This window comes from Sphingomonas sp. BK036, from assembly GCF_004216825.1.
GTDB lineage: Bacteria > Pseudomonadota > Alphaproteobacteria > Sphingomonadales > Sphingomonadaceae > Sphingomonas.
The window spans coordinates 67088-86531 of record NZ_SGXR01000007.1; the positions used below are offsets into that span (position 1 = coordinate 67088).

Here is a 19444-nt window from a genome sequence, read left to right on the forward strand (position 1 = left end):
ATTGACCGGATCCACCGGACGATTAAACACGCGATGTCGAGACAACGGAAAGTTGCGACTGGCAGGCAGGAGAGGGTGGGGCGGTAAGTCGCCGATCGGCTCGATCTTAGCGTGCTAAAACGTTCGCCAGTTCCTGGCGATTTCGGGTGCTGAGGGAGACGGTCGAAATGTTGCGTGCACGTTCCAAGAATATGTTGATGGTCGCGGCGTCAGTTACGGCGCTGGTGAGCAGCGGCACCGCACTTGCCCAGCAAACGTCGACAACACAGGGGGTGTTGCAGAACGCACCTACCGATCAAGCCGCATCGCCCTCGGCGGCTGCTGCCGACCAGATGAGCGAAGCTCAGAACCCGACAACGCCCGCGAGCGACGCGGCTGCTGAAACGCAGGACATCGTCGTCACCGGCATTCGTGGATCGCAGCAGCGTGCGGTCAACCTCAAGCGCGATGCCGCGTCGGTCACCGACTCCATCTCGGCCGAAGACATCGGCAAGCTGCCCGATGTGACGATCTCGGACTCGCTCCAGCGTATCCCCGGCGTGCAGATCCGCCGTGATGCCGGTGAGGGCGCGGCGATCAATATTCGTGGCCTGCCGCAGGTTACGACGTTGCTCAACGGTGAGGCCTATCTCGGCGCTCAGTCGATCACGACGATCCAGCCGAACTTCAACGATATTCCGTCACAGCTGTTCGCTGGCGCGGACGTCATCAAGTCGAGCACGGCCGATCTGCTCAACGCCGGCATCACCGGCACCGTAAACCTGCGCACACGCCGCCCATTCGATCTGAAGAAGGGCTTCACCGTCGCTGCCGCTGCCGAGGGCGCCTACGGCGACAAGACCAAGGAGTTCGATCCGAACCTGAACGGGCTGTTCGGCTTCCGGGGCGAGAAGTTCGGGTTCCTGGTGTCGGGCGCTTATTCGAACCTGCATCTTTCGAACTCCCACAACGGGATCCAGGAAGGCTACGGGGCCGCACTGCACAACGAGCAGTTCAATACCGCGGCCAACCCGACTGGCGACGTCAACCTCAGCAACGGCTTCTCACCCGCAAATCGTCCCAAGGGGACGATCGTGGGGACGGGCCGCGACGTAAATGGTGACGGCGATGCCAACGATGCTTTCATCGTTCCTCAGGGCTTCACCGCCTGGGACAAGGTCAACCAGCGCGAGCGGATCGGCATCAATGCCTCAGCGCAGTGGGAGATCAGCGACGCCCTGACGCTGAATGCCGATGCATTCTTCACGCGCCAGAACGAGAATGATCGCACAGCCGGCATCCAGATGCAGAACGTCAACTGGCAGGCTGGCGAATTCGTGCCGGGCCAATCGCGCAACACCGGCTCGACCGTGTCGCTTAGCAATGGCGGCGTCACGCGCGATTATGATCTGAATACGACCCAGATCTATAATTACGACCTCGGCAATTTCGACTCGTATGCGCAGAATGACAAGTTCAAGTCTCAGTCGCAGAACTACAATGCCGAGCTGAAGTACGACAATGGCGGCCGGTTCAAGGCAAGCCTGCGCGGCGTCTACGGCAAGGCCTATTCTAACTACGACCAGAGCTATCTGCAGTTCAGCCCATCGAACGGCGCGCAGTGGCAGCCGGGCGGGATTGGTCATTATCCGACGGGCGACGTCGCGTTCAATCCGGGCGGGTATGCGGTCAACACGATCGCCGGATCGGCATCGTTGCCAGCGACGGTCGATTTCACCGGTAACCAGCCGGTCTTCACTCTGCCGTCGCAGTTGACGACGGCGCTCGGCAACATCGACAGCTACGCGATGAAGACAACGTCTTCGGAGGGTAACTATCGCCGCAAAGGCGACCTGAAGATCATTCGCGGTGACGTTTCGTACGAGGCCAATGACAATGTAAGCCTGAGCGCTGGTGGCCGGTACAGCGAGCGCTCGGTCGACGACTTCGAATTCGATCGCGCCGCGCCGCTATATGCGGGGCAGGCGTCTCAGCCTGGTGGGTGCCTGGTCAAGTGGAAGGCGTTCGACGTACCGCTAAATGATGCGTCCTGCTATGCGGGTACGGGCACGTTCGGGACGGCAAATTTCAGGCCTTACACCTCTGGCGTTGTCCGCAAGGCGAGCGATCCGATCTTTAACGGGCAGGTTAAGCAGTTCAACCTGCCGGGTGCCGGCTTGCCGCCGATCTACGTGCTCGACCCAAAGGTCATGGACAACGCGCTCGCATTCCAAAACAGTTTCTACCCAGGCAACGTCGAGATTCAGAACCCGGGCGCCTCGTTCAACGTCGGCGTGAAGCAAATCTCGGGCTATGCGCAACTCAACGTCAAGGGTGACGTGTTTGGCATTCCCGTCTCCGGCAATGCGGGCCTAAAGGTCATCAACACCAAACTCGACATAACCCAGTTCGTGACCGGTTCGCCGCGCCCATACGGCGTTGCAAATACGGTCAACGGCACGGTCGAGACCAAGCGGAGCTTCACCGACTTTTTGCCGGCATTCAACTTGGCGTTCAATTTCGCCGACAACCTGAAGTTGCGCCTGGCGTATTCCAAGACGATGACACTGCTGGATCTCAACCAGTGGGGTGGAGGACTCAATCCAAACTACGCGATCGACACGAGCAATCCAGGATCGCCTGTGTTTCGCGTCACTGGCGGTAGCTCCAACGGCAATCCGCAGCTGGATCCCTGGCGCGCCACGAACGTCGAAGGCTCGCTTGAATACTATATCGGACGCAGCAGTCTGCTTAGCTTGGGTGCCTTCTACATCGACGTCGCCAGCTTCATTCAGTCGGGCAACATCGTGCGAACCGACCTGCCGGACAATGACGGCGTGGTTCGCAACCGGACCGTGTCGATCAGCACCCCGGTTCAGGGCGACGGTGGTACGCTTAAGGGTGTCGAAGCGGGTGCCAAGCTGTCGTTCAACGACTTCGGCTTCATTCCAACGGTGCTCTCCAACTTCGGCATAGATGCGAATATTACCTACTCGCCGTCCGATTCAGGCGCGGTCGATTTGAAGGGCGACTCGATCCCGTTCCAGGACAATTCGAAGATCCAGACTAACCTTGCTGGCTTCTACCAGGACAATCACTTTCAAGCTCGCGTCGCCTGGAATTACCGCTCGAAGCGTGCGGTCCAGCAGGACTTCGGCGGCATCCGAGGCCTCGAACTGTATCAGCAGCCGACGAACTACATTGATGCGTCGATCAGCTACGACTTCACGCCAAATTTGACGCTGTACGCGCAAGGGTCGAACCTGACCGGTGAGTATGAGAAATACTATCTCACCTTCCCGGATGAGAAAGCGTACAACAACATCTACGAGCGCCGGTTCATGGCGGGCGCACGTTTCAAGTTCTGATCTGCAGGTGAGACTGTAAGCGCCCGCCACCCTATTGCGGGGGTGGCGGGTGTTTGCACGGCAACGCACAGGATGGGAACCGAGCGTGACAGATGGAGCAGGAACAACGCGTAATTCAGGACCGCTACGCTCGATCGTGATTGTGGGCGGCGGCACTGCGGGGTGGATGGCAGCGACGCTCCTCGCGCGCAGGCTTGATCGTCAGTCCGTGACAATCACGGTCGTCGAATCCAGCGATATTCGCACGGTGGGGGTCGGTGAGGCGACCGTTCCCGGCATTCGGGATTTCTTTAGGGAGATCGGCGTCACCGAGCAGGACGTCATGGCGGCTGCGCAGGGCACAGTGAAGCTCGGGATCGAGTTCGTCGACTGGAAGCGCGAGGGTGAGCGATTTTTCCACCCATTTGGTCTGTACGGGATGCGATCGCGAGGGGTGGCGTTCCACCATTACTGGCGCAAACTGAATGCAGCGGGGCGACCTACGCCGTTGTCCGAATTCTGTCTCGCAACCGCGCTTGCCGAGCGTAACCTGTTCATGCGACCGACCGACAGTCCGGTGCATGACCTGCTGTTCTTCGACTGGGCCGTACATTTCGACGCAGGCCTGTTTGCCAAGTTTTTGGCAAAAAAGGCGGGCGAATGGGGCGTCAAGCACATCGACGCCACGATCACCGATGTTCTTGTCGATCAATCTACGGGATTCATATCCAGCGTCGATACCGAGTGTGGCAAAACGATCGCGGGCGACTTCTTCATCGATTGTTCGGGCTTTAGGTCGCTATTGCTCGGCGACGCGCTGGGCGTACCGTACGAGGATTGGACGAACCTGCTTCCGTGCGATCGCGCGGTCGCTATGCCGTGCGAACGAGCAGAACCGCTTACCCCATATACGCGCAGCACGGCACTGACTGCCGGATGGCAATGGCGGATTCCGCTGCAGCACCGGGTCGGTAACGGCTATGTCTATGCGAGCCGCCACATTTCGGATGACGAGGCCGTTGCGACTTTGAAAGGTCGGCTCGAAGGCGAAGCGCTGGCCGAGCCTAATATGATTCGTTTCCGTACCGGTCGTCGGACCGCATTCTGGCAAGGGAACTGTGTCGCACTCGGACTCGCCGCCGGATTTATGGAACCCCTGGAATCGACGAGCATCACGCTCATCCAGACCGGCTTGGAGAAGTTACTCGCCTTGCTGCCTGATAGGAGTTTTGATCCGGCGCTGGCGAATGAGTATAATCGAACCACGGGCCTCGAATATGCGCGGATCCGCGATTTCCTGGTCCTGCACTATTTTGCCAATGGTCGGCAGGGTGAGCCGATGTGGGATCGCTGCCGAGGCACCGCGCTCCCAGAGCAGCTGGAGCGCAAGCTGAAATTGTTCAAGGCTCGTGGACACCTCGTGCGCTATGAATGGGAATCGTTTCAGGACCCAAGTTGGCTCTCCATGTATGCCGGATTTGGCATTGATGCCGCTGCGCATGACCCGCTGGCGGATCATTTCTCCCTGTCAGATCTCGAGGCAGCGTTCGAACGGATGAAGGGTTCGATACGTGATGCCGTTGCGCTTGCCGAACCGCACGAAACGTTTCTCAAGTCATTTGCCCCCGCGTCAGCTCCTCCTGCATCCCGGTCAATGAACTTTGCCGCGAATGGATAAGCCCTCGAATTTCAAAGTTTCAGGAAGATCGGCTAGCGGCAGCGTTACCGCAGACGACCGATCTGTCAGGCTTGGGCCAAGCCTGTCGGGCACAAACCTGGAACGTGCGGGTGACTATAATCAGCGAGTCGTCACGCAGATCATTCGGCGTAATCCTGACATCACGCGAAACGAAATCGCGGTGATGACCAATTTGACCGCGCCGACGATCGCCAACATCGTAGGGCGATTATTCGAGAACGAACTCGTGATCGATGCCGGACGACGCTTGGGCGGTCGAGGGCAACCGGCGACCCGCCTCCGGATAAATCCGGAAGGGGGCTTCGCCATTGGCCTCAACATTGATCGCGATCATGTTACGTTGGTATCACTCGATCTAGCTGGCACGGTGCGCTCTCGATTTACCCAACAGATCGCATTCGCGTCGCCCGACGACGTCGTACGGGTCGTCGAAAAGGGGATCGCGGCAATCGTTGGTACCGATGCGATACGCTTGGATCGGGTGCTTGGGATGGGTGTGGCGCTTCCCGACGACCTCGGGCGTGTCGACCTGCCGCATCGCCCGGCCGGGTACGAGCAGTGGAGCGATGTCGATATCCAGGCGATGCTCGCACCTATCGTCCCCTGGTCGATACACATCGACAACGATGCCGCGGCAGCAGCCATCGGCGAGGCACAGTTCGGCGACGGGCACCATGCGAACTTTTTCTATATTCTCGTCAGCGCGGGGCTAGGCGGTGGAGTCGTGATCGACGGCGCCTATTATCGCGGGGCAAACGCCCGCGGCGGGGAAATCGGGTTCTTGCCGCTCGCCAGGGATCCAAACAAGATCCTGCAGGACGTCGTCTCCCTGTCGGCTTTGTCGAGCTATCTAGAGACTGCAGGACTGGACCCGGCGGGTATGGATCCAACGCAACCGTTTCCCGCAGCGTTCAAGCCGCACGTTGCCGCTTGGCTCGACGACGCATCGGACGCGCTCGTGCCAGCGCTGACGGCCGTGAACTGCCTAGTCAATCCCGCGATTGTTCTCGTTGGAGGGCGGCTGCCGGACGATATCCTCGATCAGCTCGCTACGGATACCTACCGAAAACTGCGAACGGCAGCACCCAATATCCCTATAATTGCGCCGATCGCTCGGGCGAGTCTCTCGCGAGATAGTCCGGCAATAGGCGCAGCGATCCTGCCTTTTCTCGACCGCATCCTGCCGTCGGACGGGATCCTCATCAAGATGCAATCGGCTTAGCCAAGCGAATGATCAGACGAGTTGCTTTAGAGGGGAAGTGCTTTTGAAAAAGCTGGCGCATCTAACTGTACTTGCCTTTCTGCCGTTTGCGGTCGGCGTCGCGAGCGCCCAGGATCAGTTTGTCGATCCGAACACGCTGCGTCCTTCGTTGGACCCAAACCGCAAGGCCAATGGGTTGGCACCAACGCCGCAGATGGGATGGAACAGCTGGAACAAGTTCGGCTGCAACATCGATGAGAAGACGGTGCGTCGCATCGCCGACACCATGGCGACGAATGGCATGCGCGATGCGGGGTACGAGTATGTCGTCATCGACGACTGCTGGCACGGTGAGCGCGATGCCACCGGCTTCATCACGGAAAGTCGAGAGAAGTTTCCATCGGGCATGAAGGCACTGGCCGATTACGTCCACGCTCGCGGCCTCAAGTTCGGGATATACTCCGATGCCGGCGCCAAGACCTGTGGCGGCAAACCCGGCAGCTTGGGACATGAATATCAGGACGCGCTTACATACGCTCGGTGGGGCGTTGACTACCTAAAGTATGACTGGTGCTCGACTGGCACGTTGAATGCCGAGAGCGCCTACGCGCTCATGTCGGATGCCCTCAAAGCCACGGGGCGGCCGGTTCTTCTGGCGATGTGCGAATGGGGCAACAATCGTCCGTGGGAATGGGGCAAGAAGATCGGCAACTCGTGGCGCACGACCAGCGATATCCGCGATGCCTGGAAGGGGCGGGACAAATGGTCGATCGGTATGGTCGACATCGTTGACGCGAACGAGCCGCTTTATCCGTATGCGGGGCCCGGGCACTGGAACGATGCCGACATGCTCGAGGTCGGTAACGGCGGAATGTCCGATACCGAGTACCGCTCCCATTTTAGTCTGTGGGCGATGATGACTTCACCACTGATTGCCGGCAACGATATCACTAACATGAGTGCAGCAACGCGCGACATTTTGTTGAACAAGGAGGTAATCGCGGTCAATCAGGACCCCCTGGGTCAGCAGGGTCGTCGTATACGCGATGATGGCGATCTGGAGGTCTGGTCGAAGCCGTTGAGCGATGGAAGCCGGGCCGTGATACTATTCAACCGCTCCGAAAGTCCTGGCAAGATCGAGGTCAATTGGCCGGAAATAGGTCTGACCCGCTCGGTCCGTGCAGACGTACGCGACGTGTGGAGCCATCGCTCGATAGGCAAGGTTACTGACCGATACGCCGCACTGGTGCCAGCGCATGGGGTGATCATGGTTAAGGTTACCCCCTGATCGCGCCACCGGGCTCTATCACGCGTCGTCGGGCAGACGAACACCGGATGCTAGTTTGTGGCGAACCTGCCGTTCGAGAGGTTGCGTTAAGCCTAGCAGCAAAGCCGTCAGTTTGACCGTTTATTAGCGTTGCTGGGCAGTTGAGAACCATGAACGAATGTCCGAACTTGGGAAGCACAAGAAGGACGCTGAGCGTCCGCTTGTGGGTCTGGCCGGAAGCCGGAGGGCAGGGCGTGTTTTCACCAGCTATCGGTCATCCATGGGGTCCTTCCCTCCCAACTTCCGCAGTTTGTTCATTTCGCTTCATGATGGCCAACCGCGATCAAGTTCAGCCATTTGAACGAATTAAATTGGTCGATCCACGTCGTTACGGCATCGCTCAAAGTTTGGTGCTGTGTGGCATGCGTCCTCGCTGACCGCCAGCAGGCAGGCACCATCGTCGGAACGGCGGATAGCAGGTCCATACTGCCTGTTGGACGGTTGACAGATAACTCTACTTAGATTGAGTAGGAGCATGGGCCGTAATCGTCGACCATCGAAGCAAATGCTCCTATTGTTGGAGGCGCTGTCGGCGCACACTCAGCAGTGGCGCCACGGCTACGATCTGATGAAAGAAACGGGGCTCCTGTCTGGAACGCTGTACCCACTACTGATCCGCATGACCGACCAAGGGCTCGTCGAGGCCGAGTGGCGCGAACCGGAATACGCTGGCCGTCCTGCTCGACATGCGTACCGTCTAACGAATGCTGGAGTGGCATTTGCGCGGATGGCGCCACCTGCCGGCCCACTGACATTCACTAAGGCAGCTTTCGCGTGACACTAGCTGTGTCGCGGGCTTTGCTGTCAATGGCCAGTCGGTCTCTGGGCTCGGATCGCCGAACCTGGGCGATGGCTATGGAAGCGGAGTTCGAAGCCGCAGTGGAGGATCGGCGTCCATTCCTATTCGCTCTCGGCTGCCTGTTTGCAGCGTGGCGAGAGATTGGGAAGCACAGCGAAGGACGCCTCATCCTTGCGAACTACGCGCTCGCCTTGGGGTTACTCATCCCGATGGCAGTTTTGCAGTTCCGGCAGGCGGTCGGCTTCCTATCGTCGGCAGGAGGTCCGCCTTTCGGCATCCCAAGCGCCGCCGACGGACCGAATCTCTATTTAATCTGGTCTCAAAACAGCGCCATCCCGATCTTGCTTATCACGTGGCTTCTGCTCGGTATGGCGCACCTTTGTCTTGCGTGGATGCTCGTAGAGGGGGATTGGCCGCGCATCGTGAAGTGCGGCACGCTGATTGGAGCGGCAATGATCACGCTGTCGCTATTCATGGGCGTATTGATGCTCGATTTGTCGTCCTTGAGGGCGCAAGTTGCGGAGCTGGCCATCGAATTTGTGGCGGTGGTATCTATTTCGCGCTGGCACAATCGGGTTCTTGCAGGCGCCTCGCGCGCTTTGCTTGCCCGATAGCTTGTAGGGACCCTTCAACAATCCACGCGGCTGGTTGAACCTCTACGGACCTCTATGGACCTCTTGACTCATAAATCTACATATGTTGCTATGTGTCTAGCACGAGGGTGGTGAGGCTCAACGTGAAGGGGCAACGCATCGCCGAAGCCGAGTACGAGTTGCGAGGAAACAGCGTCCGACACGCGAAAGGGAAGCGAAGATGCGACGTGTACTTAGCATAGGTGTCGTTGCAGCCGGCATTGTCTTGCTCGTTGCTTTATTTCTCTTCCTTCGTGAGCCTGTTGTTGACGCCAGCGCGAACGGCCTGTTCGCAAACGACTTCTGTGGCACGATAAAGCTCGCCGACGGCGAGATGCTGCTCAACGATCAGAAAACCATAACATACATTATCGGTAGAGATGCAGATGGGCCGTACATCTTGCCACGCTTTGACGTCGGTGCCGTATCCGATCAAGGGCTCGACGTGGATGGAACACGCTCGGTGCGGAAGCTGCGCCTCGACAGGCTACCTTCACCGAAAAAGCTTACGCTACATGAAGGTTTGACACCCTATTTCTTCGAAAGGGTGACGCCAAATCTTCACAACTAATCTCGAATAATCTGTTAATCAGCTTGAATGATCAGGTCCAAAGCCAGCATAGCTGGACCTGCAGATCTACATATGTTTCCGCAGCGGGAGCCAAGGCTGCTGAACGCCACGAGCAACTGGTCGGCAGCGGACGGTGGGAAGACTTCGGCTCGGCATACCGGCCGTGCTGCACGGTGAGGAGGTGGAGCAATGATAAAAGCCATGACCAATGCGTTCCGGGGGGGGGGCTATACGGCTGTTAACGGTCCTTCTCCTGCTTCTCGCGACAGGCATCGCGGGCGGCGTAGAGGCGCAGTCACAGGCAGAGGTCGGCAAACCTTCGCCGAACCGGCTTGGCTTACCCGTGCCCGGGCCGATCGCGACCGAAGTTCGCATTTCATCCGAGCCGGATGTTGTTTTGGCGGGAACGCCGTACCTGCCGGCCGGCCACGGCAAGGGTCCTTATCCCTTGGCCGTGATGATCCAGGGGAATGGACCCAATAAACGTGGCGGCTTTTCCGAGCTAATCAAACGACTGTCCGCCGACGGCATCGCTGCTCTGGAATATGACAAGCGCGGGGTCGGGCAGTCGACCGGCATGTATGAAGAGGATCTCGACCGGCTGACCGCGGACGCTGCCGCCGCTGTTGCGGCGATGCGCCATCGCTCGGATATCGCCGGCAGCCGCATCGCTTTGGTCGGCCATAGCGGGGGCGGTGTGATCGCGCCCCGAGCGGCAACTGCCGATCCCGACATTGCAGCCGTGGTGACGCTGGCGGGCAATGTTGGCGACGGGCTGCCTTACGTCAGGAAGGGGCTTTACAGGCAAATGATGAAGATGGTTGTCGGCGGTCGTGACACCCTCGTCGGCCCGGCGACTGATGCGGCTATGACTTTGCTCCAGGCTCGCGTGGACAGCAGAGATGCGGCAACGATCTCACGCCTTCGTGCAAACGCTGTCGACCGGTTCGAGGCAGCGGGGTTCCCGCGGCGGCAGGCGGAACAAGCGCTCGCGATGATCGACGTTCCAGATGCCTGGAAAGGGAGCAAGTTGCGCTCGGCTTCGGATCTCAAGGCTCTGCACATACCTGTTCTAGCGATATACGGGACCAAGGATACGGTGGTGGACGACGCACCTGCGGCACGCGCCGCCTTGACGAGCAACCCCCACGCTCGAGTTGTAATGCTGGACGGGCTCGGCCATTCGTTCCAGGAAAGCATGGTCACAGACGCGCCGGACAATGCGTCGGAGTTGGGCCCGTACCTCGGATCACCTCGCCTTGTGGCAGTCGTTGGCGACTGGCTTAGAGATACACTATCGTCGAAAAGTGGCAGGGGGATAGGACAAGTGCGGTAACGCAGACCTTCTCGCCGCTCGACGACTAGTCGATTGCTGCTTCTGGGCGTCGGTTCTTAGCCTTTAAAGGGCGCCTGACGGCGCTAAGTTGCGGTTCGCTCTACATGATCATTCATCGGCTTTGTGCCTGTTCTTACTCGAACAGTAGCCGTTCCGCTCTTCTCTCTTATCACGACATTCGCGAGCGGATAGCTGGGCTTCTAAATCGATAGTTCGCGAAGATGAACCAGCGTCCGAAGATGGGAAGCGAGGGAAGGGGCGTGGACGTCTGGTTCTGGGTCTGGCCGGAAGCTGGGGGTAGGGTGCCTTCGCCCAATGACGGAAATTTGCGCTGTTCACGACCTGCCGATAACCGGTCGTTCATTCAATTTCGGGTAACGGCTTGTAGCGTGTCGTTGGATAGGTTGCAGGATAGTTCTGTGTCGGCAAAACCCAAAATTGACGAGATAGAATATGTGCCTGCTTGGGCAGTAGCTAAAATACTGACGCTGGCTGTTTTCATCATTGCGAACCTTGAATGGTGGGTTGGACGCTCACCGCTAATGCTAGCCGTCGACCTACTCCTCATCGGGCTGTGGCTTGCAATTCGCCGCTTGAGGCCGGCGGATTATGATCCTGCCTGGCCGCGCAAAATGAAGAATGACCTGTTGTAGAGCCGTTGCTCAAACTTCAACTGCGCTGGCTGGAAGCAGTCGGGCCGCTACCCTCTCCCCCCTCAATCCAATCCGCCGGCAACGATCTCGAGCGCGCCCGCGTCTCTGCCAAGATAGTATCCGATGGCTGCACGGTTAGGCGAGTCCGACGCGGCTGTTAAAGGCTGGGAAGGCCTTGGGGGCTAGACCGCGCTCCAACGTGGCATTGGGCCACGCGTCCGGAGTAGGCAACTTGGCGACATCCCTCTCGATCCGGTTGTTCGCGGCCTTGTTCGCGATCAGTCTTATGTTTTCAGCGGCACTGACTTACTACGCCACCCACACAATGAGCTTCGCCTTTCCGATCACACCTGAGGCAATGACGACTTTGGTCAAGCGGATCCAAGCGATCCGGGCAGTCGGCTTAGGGCTAGCCCTGTTCCTAATGTTACTGGTAGTCCTTTCGGCGTCGCGCTTTGCTCGCGATGCGCTGGCTTTGCGCTGGATCCTCGGTGTCATGACAAGTAATGCGTTTCTGCGTGGATCAGGGCTGATCCAACCGCTGGCGGAGCACGACACTGCGATCATTGCAACCTCCGCTTTCCAACTCGCGCTGGAAGCGTTGGCGATCCTGTCGCTTTATGGGGAGGATGCGACCGACTGGTTTGAAGCGCGCCGCTGACCATGTCGCGGCCGCGTTGCTCATGGTCGTCGCAGCGCAAGTCCGTTATGTTGATTACGCCCATTTGTCGCCATTCCGAACCGTGAGACGCTTGCTCGAATGCGGCCATTCGTTCAGCATCGCTCGATGACGGATCGAGAGCCCTTTCATGCCTTGATGACGGAGGTTTGCGTAGAACGCGGTTGGTGCGGATCAGTCGTCGATGATCGTCCGATGCACGTCACCGATTTCTTGCCTGATAAAGGAATGGTGACGGCCGATCAGTTCGTCAGGTGGCTATTCGAAGCCGATGGCGTCGATCCGAGCGAAGACCTCCCAAAATGGCAAAAGCACATTGATGGGCTTCGCGATGCGTTCATACGCCACATGGGCAGCAGTTCCGTCGATGTCGAACGTTTGGCGTGGTTCGACAGCTAACGCCCAAACGTTGCCATTCCACCAGCGAGCTCCGCCACCCGAAACCGGACATTGCGTAACGACGGGATTTGCCCGAACATTGTGCGTGCCGGCGTGACGGAATTGGTAGACGTATCGCTACAGCGATCCCGGCGACGGGTGCGGGTTCGATCCCCTGCCGTTGGAAACTTCGCTCAGTTCCGGTCAGTTCAGCTGCTTGCTTGTCCCGATACGTCGCATGAGCATGCAGATTTAGGCGTCGCCGATCAGTAGTAGTAAAACTTAGTTTTTGCTTTGCCACCCGCGTCTAACGAAAGAGTAAAAGAAGTCCATTCCCCTCCCGTATGACATTTCATCAGCCCCCAAAGCTTCGTGCAAAGCTCGGCATTGTCGGTCGCATATCCAGCCGCAGTATCTGGATATTTCTGCGTCCCTGTTGTATGACTGAAAGCGAGCTGCTGACGGTGCTGTAACGTTCTACATATTCGTATTCACACGTGATAGATTCGTAGGGACCCTCGACCTGATCGAGCATCAGCTGAGCCAGTTCCGTCATTATCTCGGCCTGCTTTTCTATTGGGTTCATTTCCAAGCTCCGCTTTTGCATCATCCGCTACCAAACAGTGTGAACCTTGGTATCCCAGCGATGCAAACCTAACGCATCCCGACCGAATAAGGGGGGTGTTTTCGACGATCCTGAGCCGAAAGCCGCCCGTCCGCTTTCCTTCCCATACCGGCCATTCCGCTAACGCCCAATTGTCGCCATTCGATCATGGTTCTAGCATGCCTGAAAGCGGACGCTCGAAGGAAAGAGATGATCAGCAAGAATCCAGTGATTGCGCTTGTCGCGGGGGCAATCTCCATGATCGTCGCAGGCGTCGGCACCTTCTACTCGGTCTTGGCCGTGGGAGTAAGCGACGGACCGGGCCATCTGACCGCCCAGTTTATGCTCGCGGTTTGTATCCTCGTTGCGCTGGCAGCGTTGCTCGTCGTGGCACGTTCAACACGGGCATTGTGGGCACGCCTTTGAAAGGCGGCGATCGCCCAGAGGCAGACGTTCCGGTGGGCAGCTCGCGGTCTTTAAAGCGGACATCTGTTCATCACGACGGCGCCAAACTCGGCAATGAAATGATGCAAAAATTAAAGATTTTGCATCGACGTTGGCGGGTAGGAAAGCAGCCGCTACGACGGCCTTGAGGAGACGTTGTAATGCGGACTTCATTGGGTTTAGCGGGCGATTTAGACGACGTTGAGTTGGTGGAAGATATCGAGCGCGCGTTCGATATTCAGCTGGCCGACGATCAGCTGAAGCACTGCAAGACGGTAGGTGACCTCTTTAGGCTTGTCGTCGCCAGATTGCCCAATGAACAAGATCGGGGTGATCGCTGTGCTTCCGCGATGTGTTTTTACCGCCTGCGTCGGGTAGTGCTGACAATAGCGCCCCATCTTGAACTGCGCCCCTCCAGCCCGATTGAAACGCTACGGTCCATATCGGTGAGGGCCCTTTATCGCGCTATTCAGCGTGCTGACGGTTTAAGGCCGCCTGCCCCGTATCTGTCGGTATGGGGCGGGGGCAGCCTTCTTGGAGCAGTCGTCGCGCCGCTCGCGCTTCTATGGATGGGTGCGCCCTGGTGGGCGGCGGGTGTTGCAGTGCTCGTTTCGATAGTCCTGTACCGGGTTTCGCCGGTCCGCCTGCCCCCAGCACTCGGCACCTTTGGTGATCTCGTCGAACTTGTTACCGCACGCAGCATAGGCACCCTCGCCGCCCATGGGGCAAGATTACGTCCGGCGGAGGCTTGGAAGGCCCTACAAACCGTTTGCGCAGACCATGCCGTCACGACTGGTGGCGAAATTCACGAAGGCACCCTGATACTCCAACCGCGTAAGGCCGCAGCGTAGCTGTCGGCGTGATGCAAAACTCACGGATTTTGCATCAGCCAGAGAACGGCAGGAAAGCTAGGTATCCGTCGATGCAAAAATCTGATGCATTTGGCGGGCGCATTCGATGGCTGGTTTCTCGGAGTGCAGTTCCGCAAGCCGCCCGTCCGCTTTCCTTCCCATTCCGGCCATACCGCTTTCGCCCACACCCGGACGTTCAACGGTCGCTGAGGCGTTCCCGATTGCAGCCGTCCGTTCAGCACGTCATTGTCTACGGTATGGGCAAGCATAATCGACTATGGGCGCGGTACTGGGCGATCCGTGACAGTCGTAAAAACGGTTACTGGATGCCGATCCTATGGCATCTTGCTCTTCGACGCGACAGTATAGCTATGACGGAGCTTAGCAGCACTTTTGCTAGAATCGGGCGAATTGCCGATCCTTTCAGTCAAAGTGGTCTCGCATATCGAGCTTATCGCGCTGGCAGTGCTCTAGGCGCGCAGCACCTCGCTATGAATGCGTTCAATCGGCGCGACCTTTCGGGCTATCGGCACTGGCTCGGCCACGCGGCTCGGCTTGGTAATCGCGATGCGAAGTCGGAGCATAGCCGGTTCGAAATCAGGTTACCGCATCGAAATGCTGCTTTGATCGGCCGCAAGCGCCCGCATCGCGCTTCAGACTTCGAGTAGCTGCCGGGCGACATCGCCCAAGCTCGGCCGTTGAGAGGGGTAGACCCTAATCCCGATAGCGGACATTCTTCAGAAGTGACTGATGGGCCCTCGCAAACCAAACTATGGCTATTTCGGCTCGTTGCTGGCGTCTGGTTGGCGACCGCCATTCCGATTATCTTGTTGAGTGCCCTCCTTCTCGAACTGCCGATGTGGCCGACGTTTGGTCCGGACACCACGACGGAGGGCATTGTGATATGGGCGGTGATTGCGGCGTGGTTCTACGTCACACCCGCCGTGCTGATCGTCGTAGGTCGTCGCTGGAACAGACTGTCTGCTTCCTAAAGCAGACAGTCCGCTTTCCTTGCCCCATCACGATTTCGCGAGCGGAGAGCCGGGCTAAAAGATCGGTGACTCGCAAAGATGAACCAGCGTCCGAAGTTGGGAAGCGAGGGAAGGGGCGTGAACGTCCGGTTCTGGGTCACTCAGACCTCGGTGCGTTCGGCCAATTCCAAAGCGTCCTCCACGTCAACGCCCAAGTAGCGCACCGTGCTGTCGATTTTGGCATGGCCGAGAAGGATCTGAACGGCGCGGAGGTTCCCAGTCGCCTTGTAGATGATCGATGCTTTGGTGCGCCGTAGCGAGTGCGTCCCATAATCCTGCGCCGGAAGGCCGATGCCGACCACCCACTCGCGCACAAGGCGGGCATATTGCCGCGTGCTCATGTGGTCCATGTAGTCGTTGCGGCTTGGGAAGACGAAGTCGTTCAGTGTCCCGCCACGTCGCTCCAACCACGCCCGCATCGTCTTTCGCGCCGTGTCCATTATCTCGAACTGAACCGGTCGTTTGGTTTTCTGCTGAACTACGACGGCGCGGTCACGGACGCGCCCGCCGGAAACCACATCGCCGATCCGCACCCTGACCGCGTCACAGCCGCGCAGCTTGCTGTCGATGGCGAAGTCGAACAGCGCTCGGTCGCGCAGTCGCCTATGCTGGTCGAGCCAGAAGCGAATGGCCCAGACCTGTTGCTGTTTCAGCGCCCGCTTCGCACCGATCAGCCGGCCTTCGTTCCAAGGCCGAAGTTCGTGAAAGGCGGGGTCCATTGACGAGTGGCCCATCGATCATCTCCATTGGCCCAGATCGGTCAGTCGAGTGTACGCAGGCGCAGTAAACCGGCGGTTTGGAAATGTGGTTGATCAGTCGTCGATGATGCCGAACGAGCTGTCGGTTTCGGGCGGCGCCTTGCAGTGTCTGTCCGGCCGGAAGTGGGTCAACGCCCAGGGGCGGCGTAGTGTCGTCGAAAGCACGAAGTGGCGGATGGGAATGATATCCATCTGACTGTTGACGCCTAAAGCCACCCTTTGGATCACCGAGAAGGTCAGGTTTAGATCACGCTCCAGGCTGACTTTCCTTTTTCGCGTTTTAGCCGCAGATAACGGATAGATGGCTCTCTCACCCGACTATTATTCTGTTTTAGGGGTGCCCTCGACGGCAAGTCGCGACACTATCCACGCCGCGTGGAAAGCGCTGCTCCGTCAATATCACCCCGATGCCAATCATGGTGCGGATGTTTCTGCTCGTGCGAAAGAGATCAACGAGGCGTATTCAGTTTTGGGAAAGAAGGAAGCACGCGCCGCCTATGATCGGTCGCAGATCAGGCCGTCTGCCCACCGAGCGACCGCGGACCGCCCGTTTCACCCCAGGAAAGCCGGCAGGCGCCCGATACGACCTAGCTCGTTGATGCAGCCCAACGGTAGCTTCTCGCAGCCGCTAGAGACCAACGAATGGCTGATGGGCCTTTTCCTGCTAATCCTAACCGCCGCACCGATCGCTACAATCCTAGTTCTGTGGAATGAGGAATCCGGATTGGCACCTACAGTTCGACGCAGCGTCGTCACTCATCCCGTGCCTGAGCCTCCTGAAAAAGCCGTCCGCAGCTCATCGGGCACAAAACTCGGACTTGGACAGCCTGCTTCCGAAACTTTCGCCCAGGCGCGCCGTTCGAGTTCGCAGGGTCCGGCGCCAAAAGCGGTCGTGACGCGGAGATGAACGAGCGGCCAAGTTGGGAAGCTGGGAAGGGACCGCAGACGTCTGCTTCTGGGTGAAAGTAGCCATTGCCTCGGAGGATATGCCTCCGTCGCAGCTTATAAGTAGCCCCAGAAAACCGCGGTGTTCAACAGCCCGGAAGCGCAGAGGCCCCATAGAAACCCTACTGATTTTGAGCTTCGGTGCTCGCCCGCAAATGAAGGTAACGGGCCGAAAAATCGCCTGCCATTCGTAACGTGTCGACGCATGGTATTCGAATTTGGCTGCCCTTCCTCTTTTCAATGAGGTTATCAGCCTCGAGTGATCTAAGCATCCTGTTGACGTGGACTGCGGTCAGACCTGTTGCGTCGCCCAACTGTTCCTGGGTCAACGGGAAATACATAATGTCTCCAGTGGTGAGGCCACGCGCCCTTGTCCGCACCATGTGCTCACAAAGCAAATGAGCAATACGTGTGCGGGCATCTCGCCGACCGATGTTCAATGACCATTCTCGACTAACCGACGATTCGACCAGCGCTTTCACCATGAATGCTCGAGCAACTGCCGGGCGTCGTTGCGCCAGTTCGCGAAGTAGTTCGCTGTGGACTACGGCTGTTTCGCAATCCGTTAAAGCTCGAATGTCGTGATCGGCAGCAGCCAGAAACAGGTTGGGTAGGTCCAGAGCGTCTCCGGGTATGGCCAGTGAAACAATCTGCCTGGCATTGAAGCAAGCCAACTTTTGGCAATATGCCAAGCCGTCAATCAGTACCGAAAAGGTACTTGAAGCAGTTCCCTCGCGAGCGATATAGCCGCCGGCTGGTATCCTTTTCTCCGACACCGGAAGTGAAAGAATGCCCTCCCGGTCGTGCTCTTCTAAGGGGGACAACACCCCCAAATGCTCGACAAAAACTGATAACGTCACGAATTCCCCTGTCCGACGCACGCACGACTCCAGGAGGAACCAGTACGCCGTTAAATCTCAACAGGGCTGCGCTTAACGAACAATATCCTTTATAGCGAGTGGCTTAGCGGTATTTTATAGCCGCCTTGGCGATCTACGTATGGCACAAATTGCCGTTTTTTTTAACGGCATACCCAATGGACTCGCTTCGCTCTCGCAAGGGTCTGCAATGGCTACCGATGGTCCGAAAATCGGACGGTCTGTATTCCTCTCCTTCACGACATCCATGTCAGACGATCGTTCGCCAAGCTCACTCAGCGCGGGGATGAACGAATGTCTCAAGGTGGGGTAACGGGGAAGGGGGCGTCAGTGCGCAGGTTTGGGTCGTTGTATTTCTCCGGTCGAACGTTCTGAGTGGTGAACGCAAGTATCGCGAGAAACGAGGCCTTTAAGTGTCGAGAAGGCGGTGAACCGAGCGCAATGCTATGCGCGCACTATGAGATCGGCTTGGATCGATCTCGAAGCGCTATGCCGTGACCCGTACATACCGGAGGCGGGCAGGACGCTCGTGATACGAAAGGCACTCAGACGAAATGTCGTCCGAACCCATATCGGAGCCCGATCCTACTGGGCTCGTCATCTATGTCGGCCAGGATCGCGCAGGCCATTGGCTGGTCCAGGACAGCCGGCGCACCCTCGAAGGCCGCTTCATCTCGTACGGTGCCGCGATGGGCTATGCACAGGCCGAGCGGGACATTTACCACGCCAGCATCGAGATCGCCGAACTGCCGCTAACGCCGCTTGTGTCCTTTGCGCCCGTCGGTCGTGACGAGCGCGCCTTGCTCCGCGCGGCGTGACGGGAAGAATGGCGATGAACGTCCACAACCTACCTATCTGGTCGCGTACCGTCGTCGGCGCGGTCAAGCGGACCTGTACTGCGCAACCCGGCTCGGAAGCGGCCCATGATCAGCGCTGGCCCCGTATCGAGGCAGCCTTGTTGGCACTACAATCCAGTGGACGGCATGCAGTCCGCATCGTCGATGCCGACTGCGGTGCCGGAACGCTGCTGCTGCATGCGCTAGGACATGCAAGGCAGCTGGGATTCACTGCCGTCGAGGGACACGGCATAGATCGATCGTCGCTATTGATCGGTCGCGCGCGATCGGCAGCGAGGCGTGCTGCCGACCCGGCGCTCGGCGTGGACTTCGAGGTGGCGGACATCGTCGCCGCCTTGCGCGACGAGCAGGACCTGTCGGCTGATATCGTAATCTGCCACGACCTCGCAAGATACCGTCGACCGGAGGCAGTGCGTGCGCTCCGGAACGCTGGGCGGATCATCATCGCCGATGATGCCGCATGCCATGTCTAGGG

Annotated in this window: 18 protein-coding genes and 1 pseudogene; 16 read left to right on the plus strand and 3 right to left on the minus strand. The window is 58.4% G+C overall.

Annotated elements, in window-relative coordinates:
- The first annotated feature begins 167 nt into the window (after nt 1–167).
- The 14 genes and pseudogenes from EV283_RS16150 (at nt 168) to EV283_RS16210 (ending at nt 14500) form a co-directional block, all read left to right on the plus strand.
- Nucleotides 168–3347, plus strand: coding sequence for a TonB-dependent receptor (locus EV283_RS16150; protein WP_207223165.1), 3180 nt, complete (start codon nt 168–170; stop codon nt 3345–3347).
- A gap of 142 nt (nt 3348–3489) precedes the next feature.
- The gene (locus tag EV283_RS16155; protein WP_278044236.1) at nt 3490–5004 is read left to right on the plus strand and encodes a tryptophan halogenase family protein; all 1515 of its coding nucleotides are present in this window, start codon (nt 3490–3492) and stop codon (nt 5002–5004) included.
- Nucleotides 4997–6247 carry an ROK family transcriptional regulator gene (locus EV283_RS16160; RefSeq protein WP_130327090.1) on the plus strand — a complete coding sequence of 417 codons (1251 nt, stop codon included), beginning with the start codon at nt 4997–4999 and terminating at the stop codon, nt 6245–6247. Before EV283_RS16155 ends, EV283_RS16160 begins: the two co-directional genes overlap by 8 nt.
- 43 nt (nt 6248–6290) lie before the next feature.
- Complete coding sequence (locus tag EV283_RS16165) at nt 6291–7514, plus strand: glycoside hydrolase family 27 protein (RefSeq protein ID WP_242616018.1); 1224 nt, start codon at nt 6291–6293, stop codon at nt 7512–7514.
- Between the two features lie 544 nt (nt 7515–8058).
- Nucleotides 8059–8331, plus strand: a complete 273-nt coding sequence (locus tag EV283_RS16170) for a PadR family transcriptional regulator (RefSeq protein WP_130327374.1) — start codon at nt 8059–8061, stop codon at nt 8329–8331.
- Between the two features lie 71 nt (nt 8332–8402).
- A complete protein-coding gene (locus EV283_RS16175) occupies nt 8403–8966 on the plus strand; it encodes a hypothetical protein (protein ID WP_130327092.1) in 564 nt (187 codons plus the stop codon).
- A gap of 199 nt (nt 8967–9165) precedes the next feature.
- Nucleotides 9166–9555 (plus strand): hypothetical protein, encoded by a 390-nt coding sequence (locus EV283_RS16180; protein ID WP_130327094.1) that lies wholly within the window; start codon nt 9166–9168, stop codon nt 9553–9555.
- Between the two features lie 343 nt (nt 9556–9898).
- Nucleotides 9899–10891, plus strand: coding sequence for an alpha/beta hydrolase (locus EV283_RS16185; protein ID WP_165391808.1), 993 nt, complete (start codon nt 9899–9901; stop codon nt 10889–10891).
- Between the two features lie 419 nt (nt 10892–11310).
- Complete coding sequence (locus EV283_RS16190) at nt 11311–11544, plus strand: hypothetical protein (protein WP_130327098.1); 234 nt, start codon at nt 11311–11313, stop codon at nt 11542–11544.
- A 232-nt stretch (nt 11545–11776) separates the two neighbouring features.
- Nucleotides 11777–12205, plus strand: coding sequence for a hypothetical protein (locus tag EV283_RS16195; RefSeq protein ID WP_130327100.1), 429 nt, complete (start codon nt 11777–11779; stop codon nt 12203–12205).
- Between the two features lie 213 nt (nt 12206–12418).
- The gene (locus EV283_RS16200; RefSeq protein ID WP_130327102.1) at nt 12419–12622 is read left to right on the plus strand and encodes a hypothetical protein; all 204 of its coding nucleotides are present in this window, start codon (nt 12419–12421) and stop codon (nt 12620–12622) included.
- A gap of 88 nt (nt 12623–12710) precedes the next feature.
- Nucleotides 12711–12788: pseudogene (locus tag EV283_RS19230) on the plus strand.
- Between the two features lie 627 nt (nt 12789–13415).
- Nucleotides 13416–13631, plus strand: coding sequence for a hypothetical protein (locus tag EV283_RS16205; protein ID WP_130327104.1), 216 nt, complete (start codon nt 13416–13418; stop codon nt 13629–13631).
- Nucleotides 13632–13810: 179 nt separating this feature from the next.
- Complete coding sequence (locus EV283_RS16210) at nt 13811–14500, plus strand: acyl carrier protein (RefSeq protein WP_130327106.1); 690 nt, start codon at nt 13811–13813, stop codon at nt 14498–14500.
- Between the two features lie 1132 nt (nt 14501–15632).
- Here the strand turns inward: EV283_RS16210 and EV283_RS16215 are convergent.
- The 3 genes from EV283_RS16215 to EV283_RS16225 all read right to left on the minus strand — a co-directional run bounded on the left by EV283_RS16215 (nt 15633) and on the right by EV283_RS16225 (nt 18094).
- Nucleotides 15633–16265, minus strand: coding sequence for a tyrosine-type recombinase/integrase (locus EV283_RS16215; protein ID WP_130327108.1), 633 nt, complete (start codon nt 16263–16265; stop codon nt 15633–15635).
- A 78-nt stretch (nt 16266–16343) separates the two neighbouring features.
- Nucleotides 16344–16481, minus strand: coding sequence for a hypothetical protein (locus tag EV283_RS19235; protein ID WP_165391809.1), 138 nt, complete (start codon nt 16479–16481; stop codon nt 16344–16346).
- Nucleotides 16482–17356: 875 nt separating this feature from the next.
- A complete protein-coding gene (locus EV283_RS16225) occupies nt 17357–18094 on the minus strand; it encodes a Crp/Fnr family transcriptional regulator (protein WP_130327112.1) in 738 nt (245 codons plus the stop codon).
- Between the two features lie 572 nt (nt 18095–18666).
- Between EV283_RS16225 and EV283_RS16230 the strand changes: the two genes are divergently transcribed.
- Nucleotides 18667–18930, plus strand: a complete 264-nt coding sequence (locus EV283_RS16230; RefSeq protein WP_130327114.1) for a hypothetical protein — start codon at nt 18667–18669, stop codon at nt 18928–18930.
- 14 nt (nt 18931–18944) lie between these two features.
- The gene (locus EV283_RS16235) at nt 18945–19442 is read left to right on the plus strand and encodes a methyltransferase domain-containing protein (protein ID WP_130327116.1); all 498 of its coding nucleotides are present in this window, start codon (nt 18945–18947) and stop codon (nt 19440–19442) included.
- Nucleotides 19443–19444: the final 2 nt, after the last annotated feature.

Coding starts and splice junctions, on each gene's coding strand:
- EV283_RS16235 (WP_130327116.1), top strand. CDS start 18,945: ATGAACGTCCACAACCTACCTATCTGGTCGCGTACCGTCGTCGGCGCG.
- EV283_RS16175 (WP_130327092.1), top strand. CDS start 8,403: ATGGCTATGGAAGCGGAGTTCGAAGCCGCAGTGGAGGATCGGCGTCCA.
- EV283_RS16200 (WP_130327102.1), top strand. CDS start 12,419: ATGCACGTCACCGATTTCTTGCCTGATAAAGGAATGGTGACGGCCGAT.
- EV283_RS16215 (WP_130327108.1), bottom strand. CDS start 16,265: ATGGGCCACTCGTCAATGGACCCCGCCTTTCACGAACTTCGGCCTTGG.
- EV283_RS19235 (WP_165391809.1), bottom strand. CDS start 16,481: ATGGATATCATTCCCATCCGCCACTTCGTGCTTTCGACGACACTACGC.
- EV283_RS16230 (WP_130327114.1), top strand. CDS start 18,667: ATGTCGTCCGAACCCATATCGGAGCCCGATCCTACTGGGCTCGTCATC.
- EV283_RS16160 (WP_130327090.1), top strand. CDS start 4,997: ATGGATAAGCCCTCGAATTTCAAAGTTTCAGGAAGATCGGCTAGCGGC.
- EV283_RS16170 (WP_130327374.1), top strand. CDS start 8,059: ATGCTCCTATTGTTGGAGGCGCTGTCGGCGCACACTCAGCAGTGGCGC.
- EV283_RS16210 (WP_130327106.1), top strand. CDS start 13,811: ATGCGGACTTCATTGGGTTTAGCGGGCGATTTAGACGACGTTGAGTTG.
- EV283_RS16180 (WP_130327094.1), top strand. CDS start 9,166: ATGCGACGTGTACTTAGCATAGGTGTCGTTGCAGCCGGCATTGTCTTG.
- EV283_RS16150 (WP_207223165.1), top strand. CDS start 168: ATGTTGCGTGCACGTTCCAAGAATATGTTGATGGTCGCGGCGTCAGTT.
- EV283_RS16205 (WP_130327104.1), top strand. CDS start 13,416: ATGATCAGCAAGAATCCAGTGATTGCGCTTGTCGCGGGGGCAATCTCC.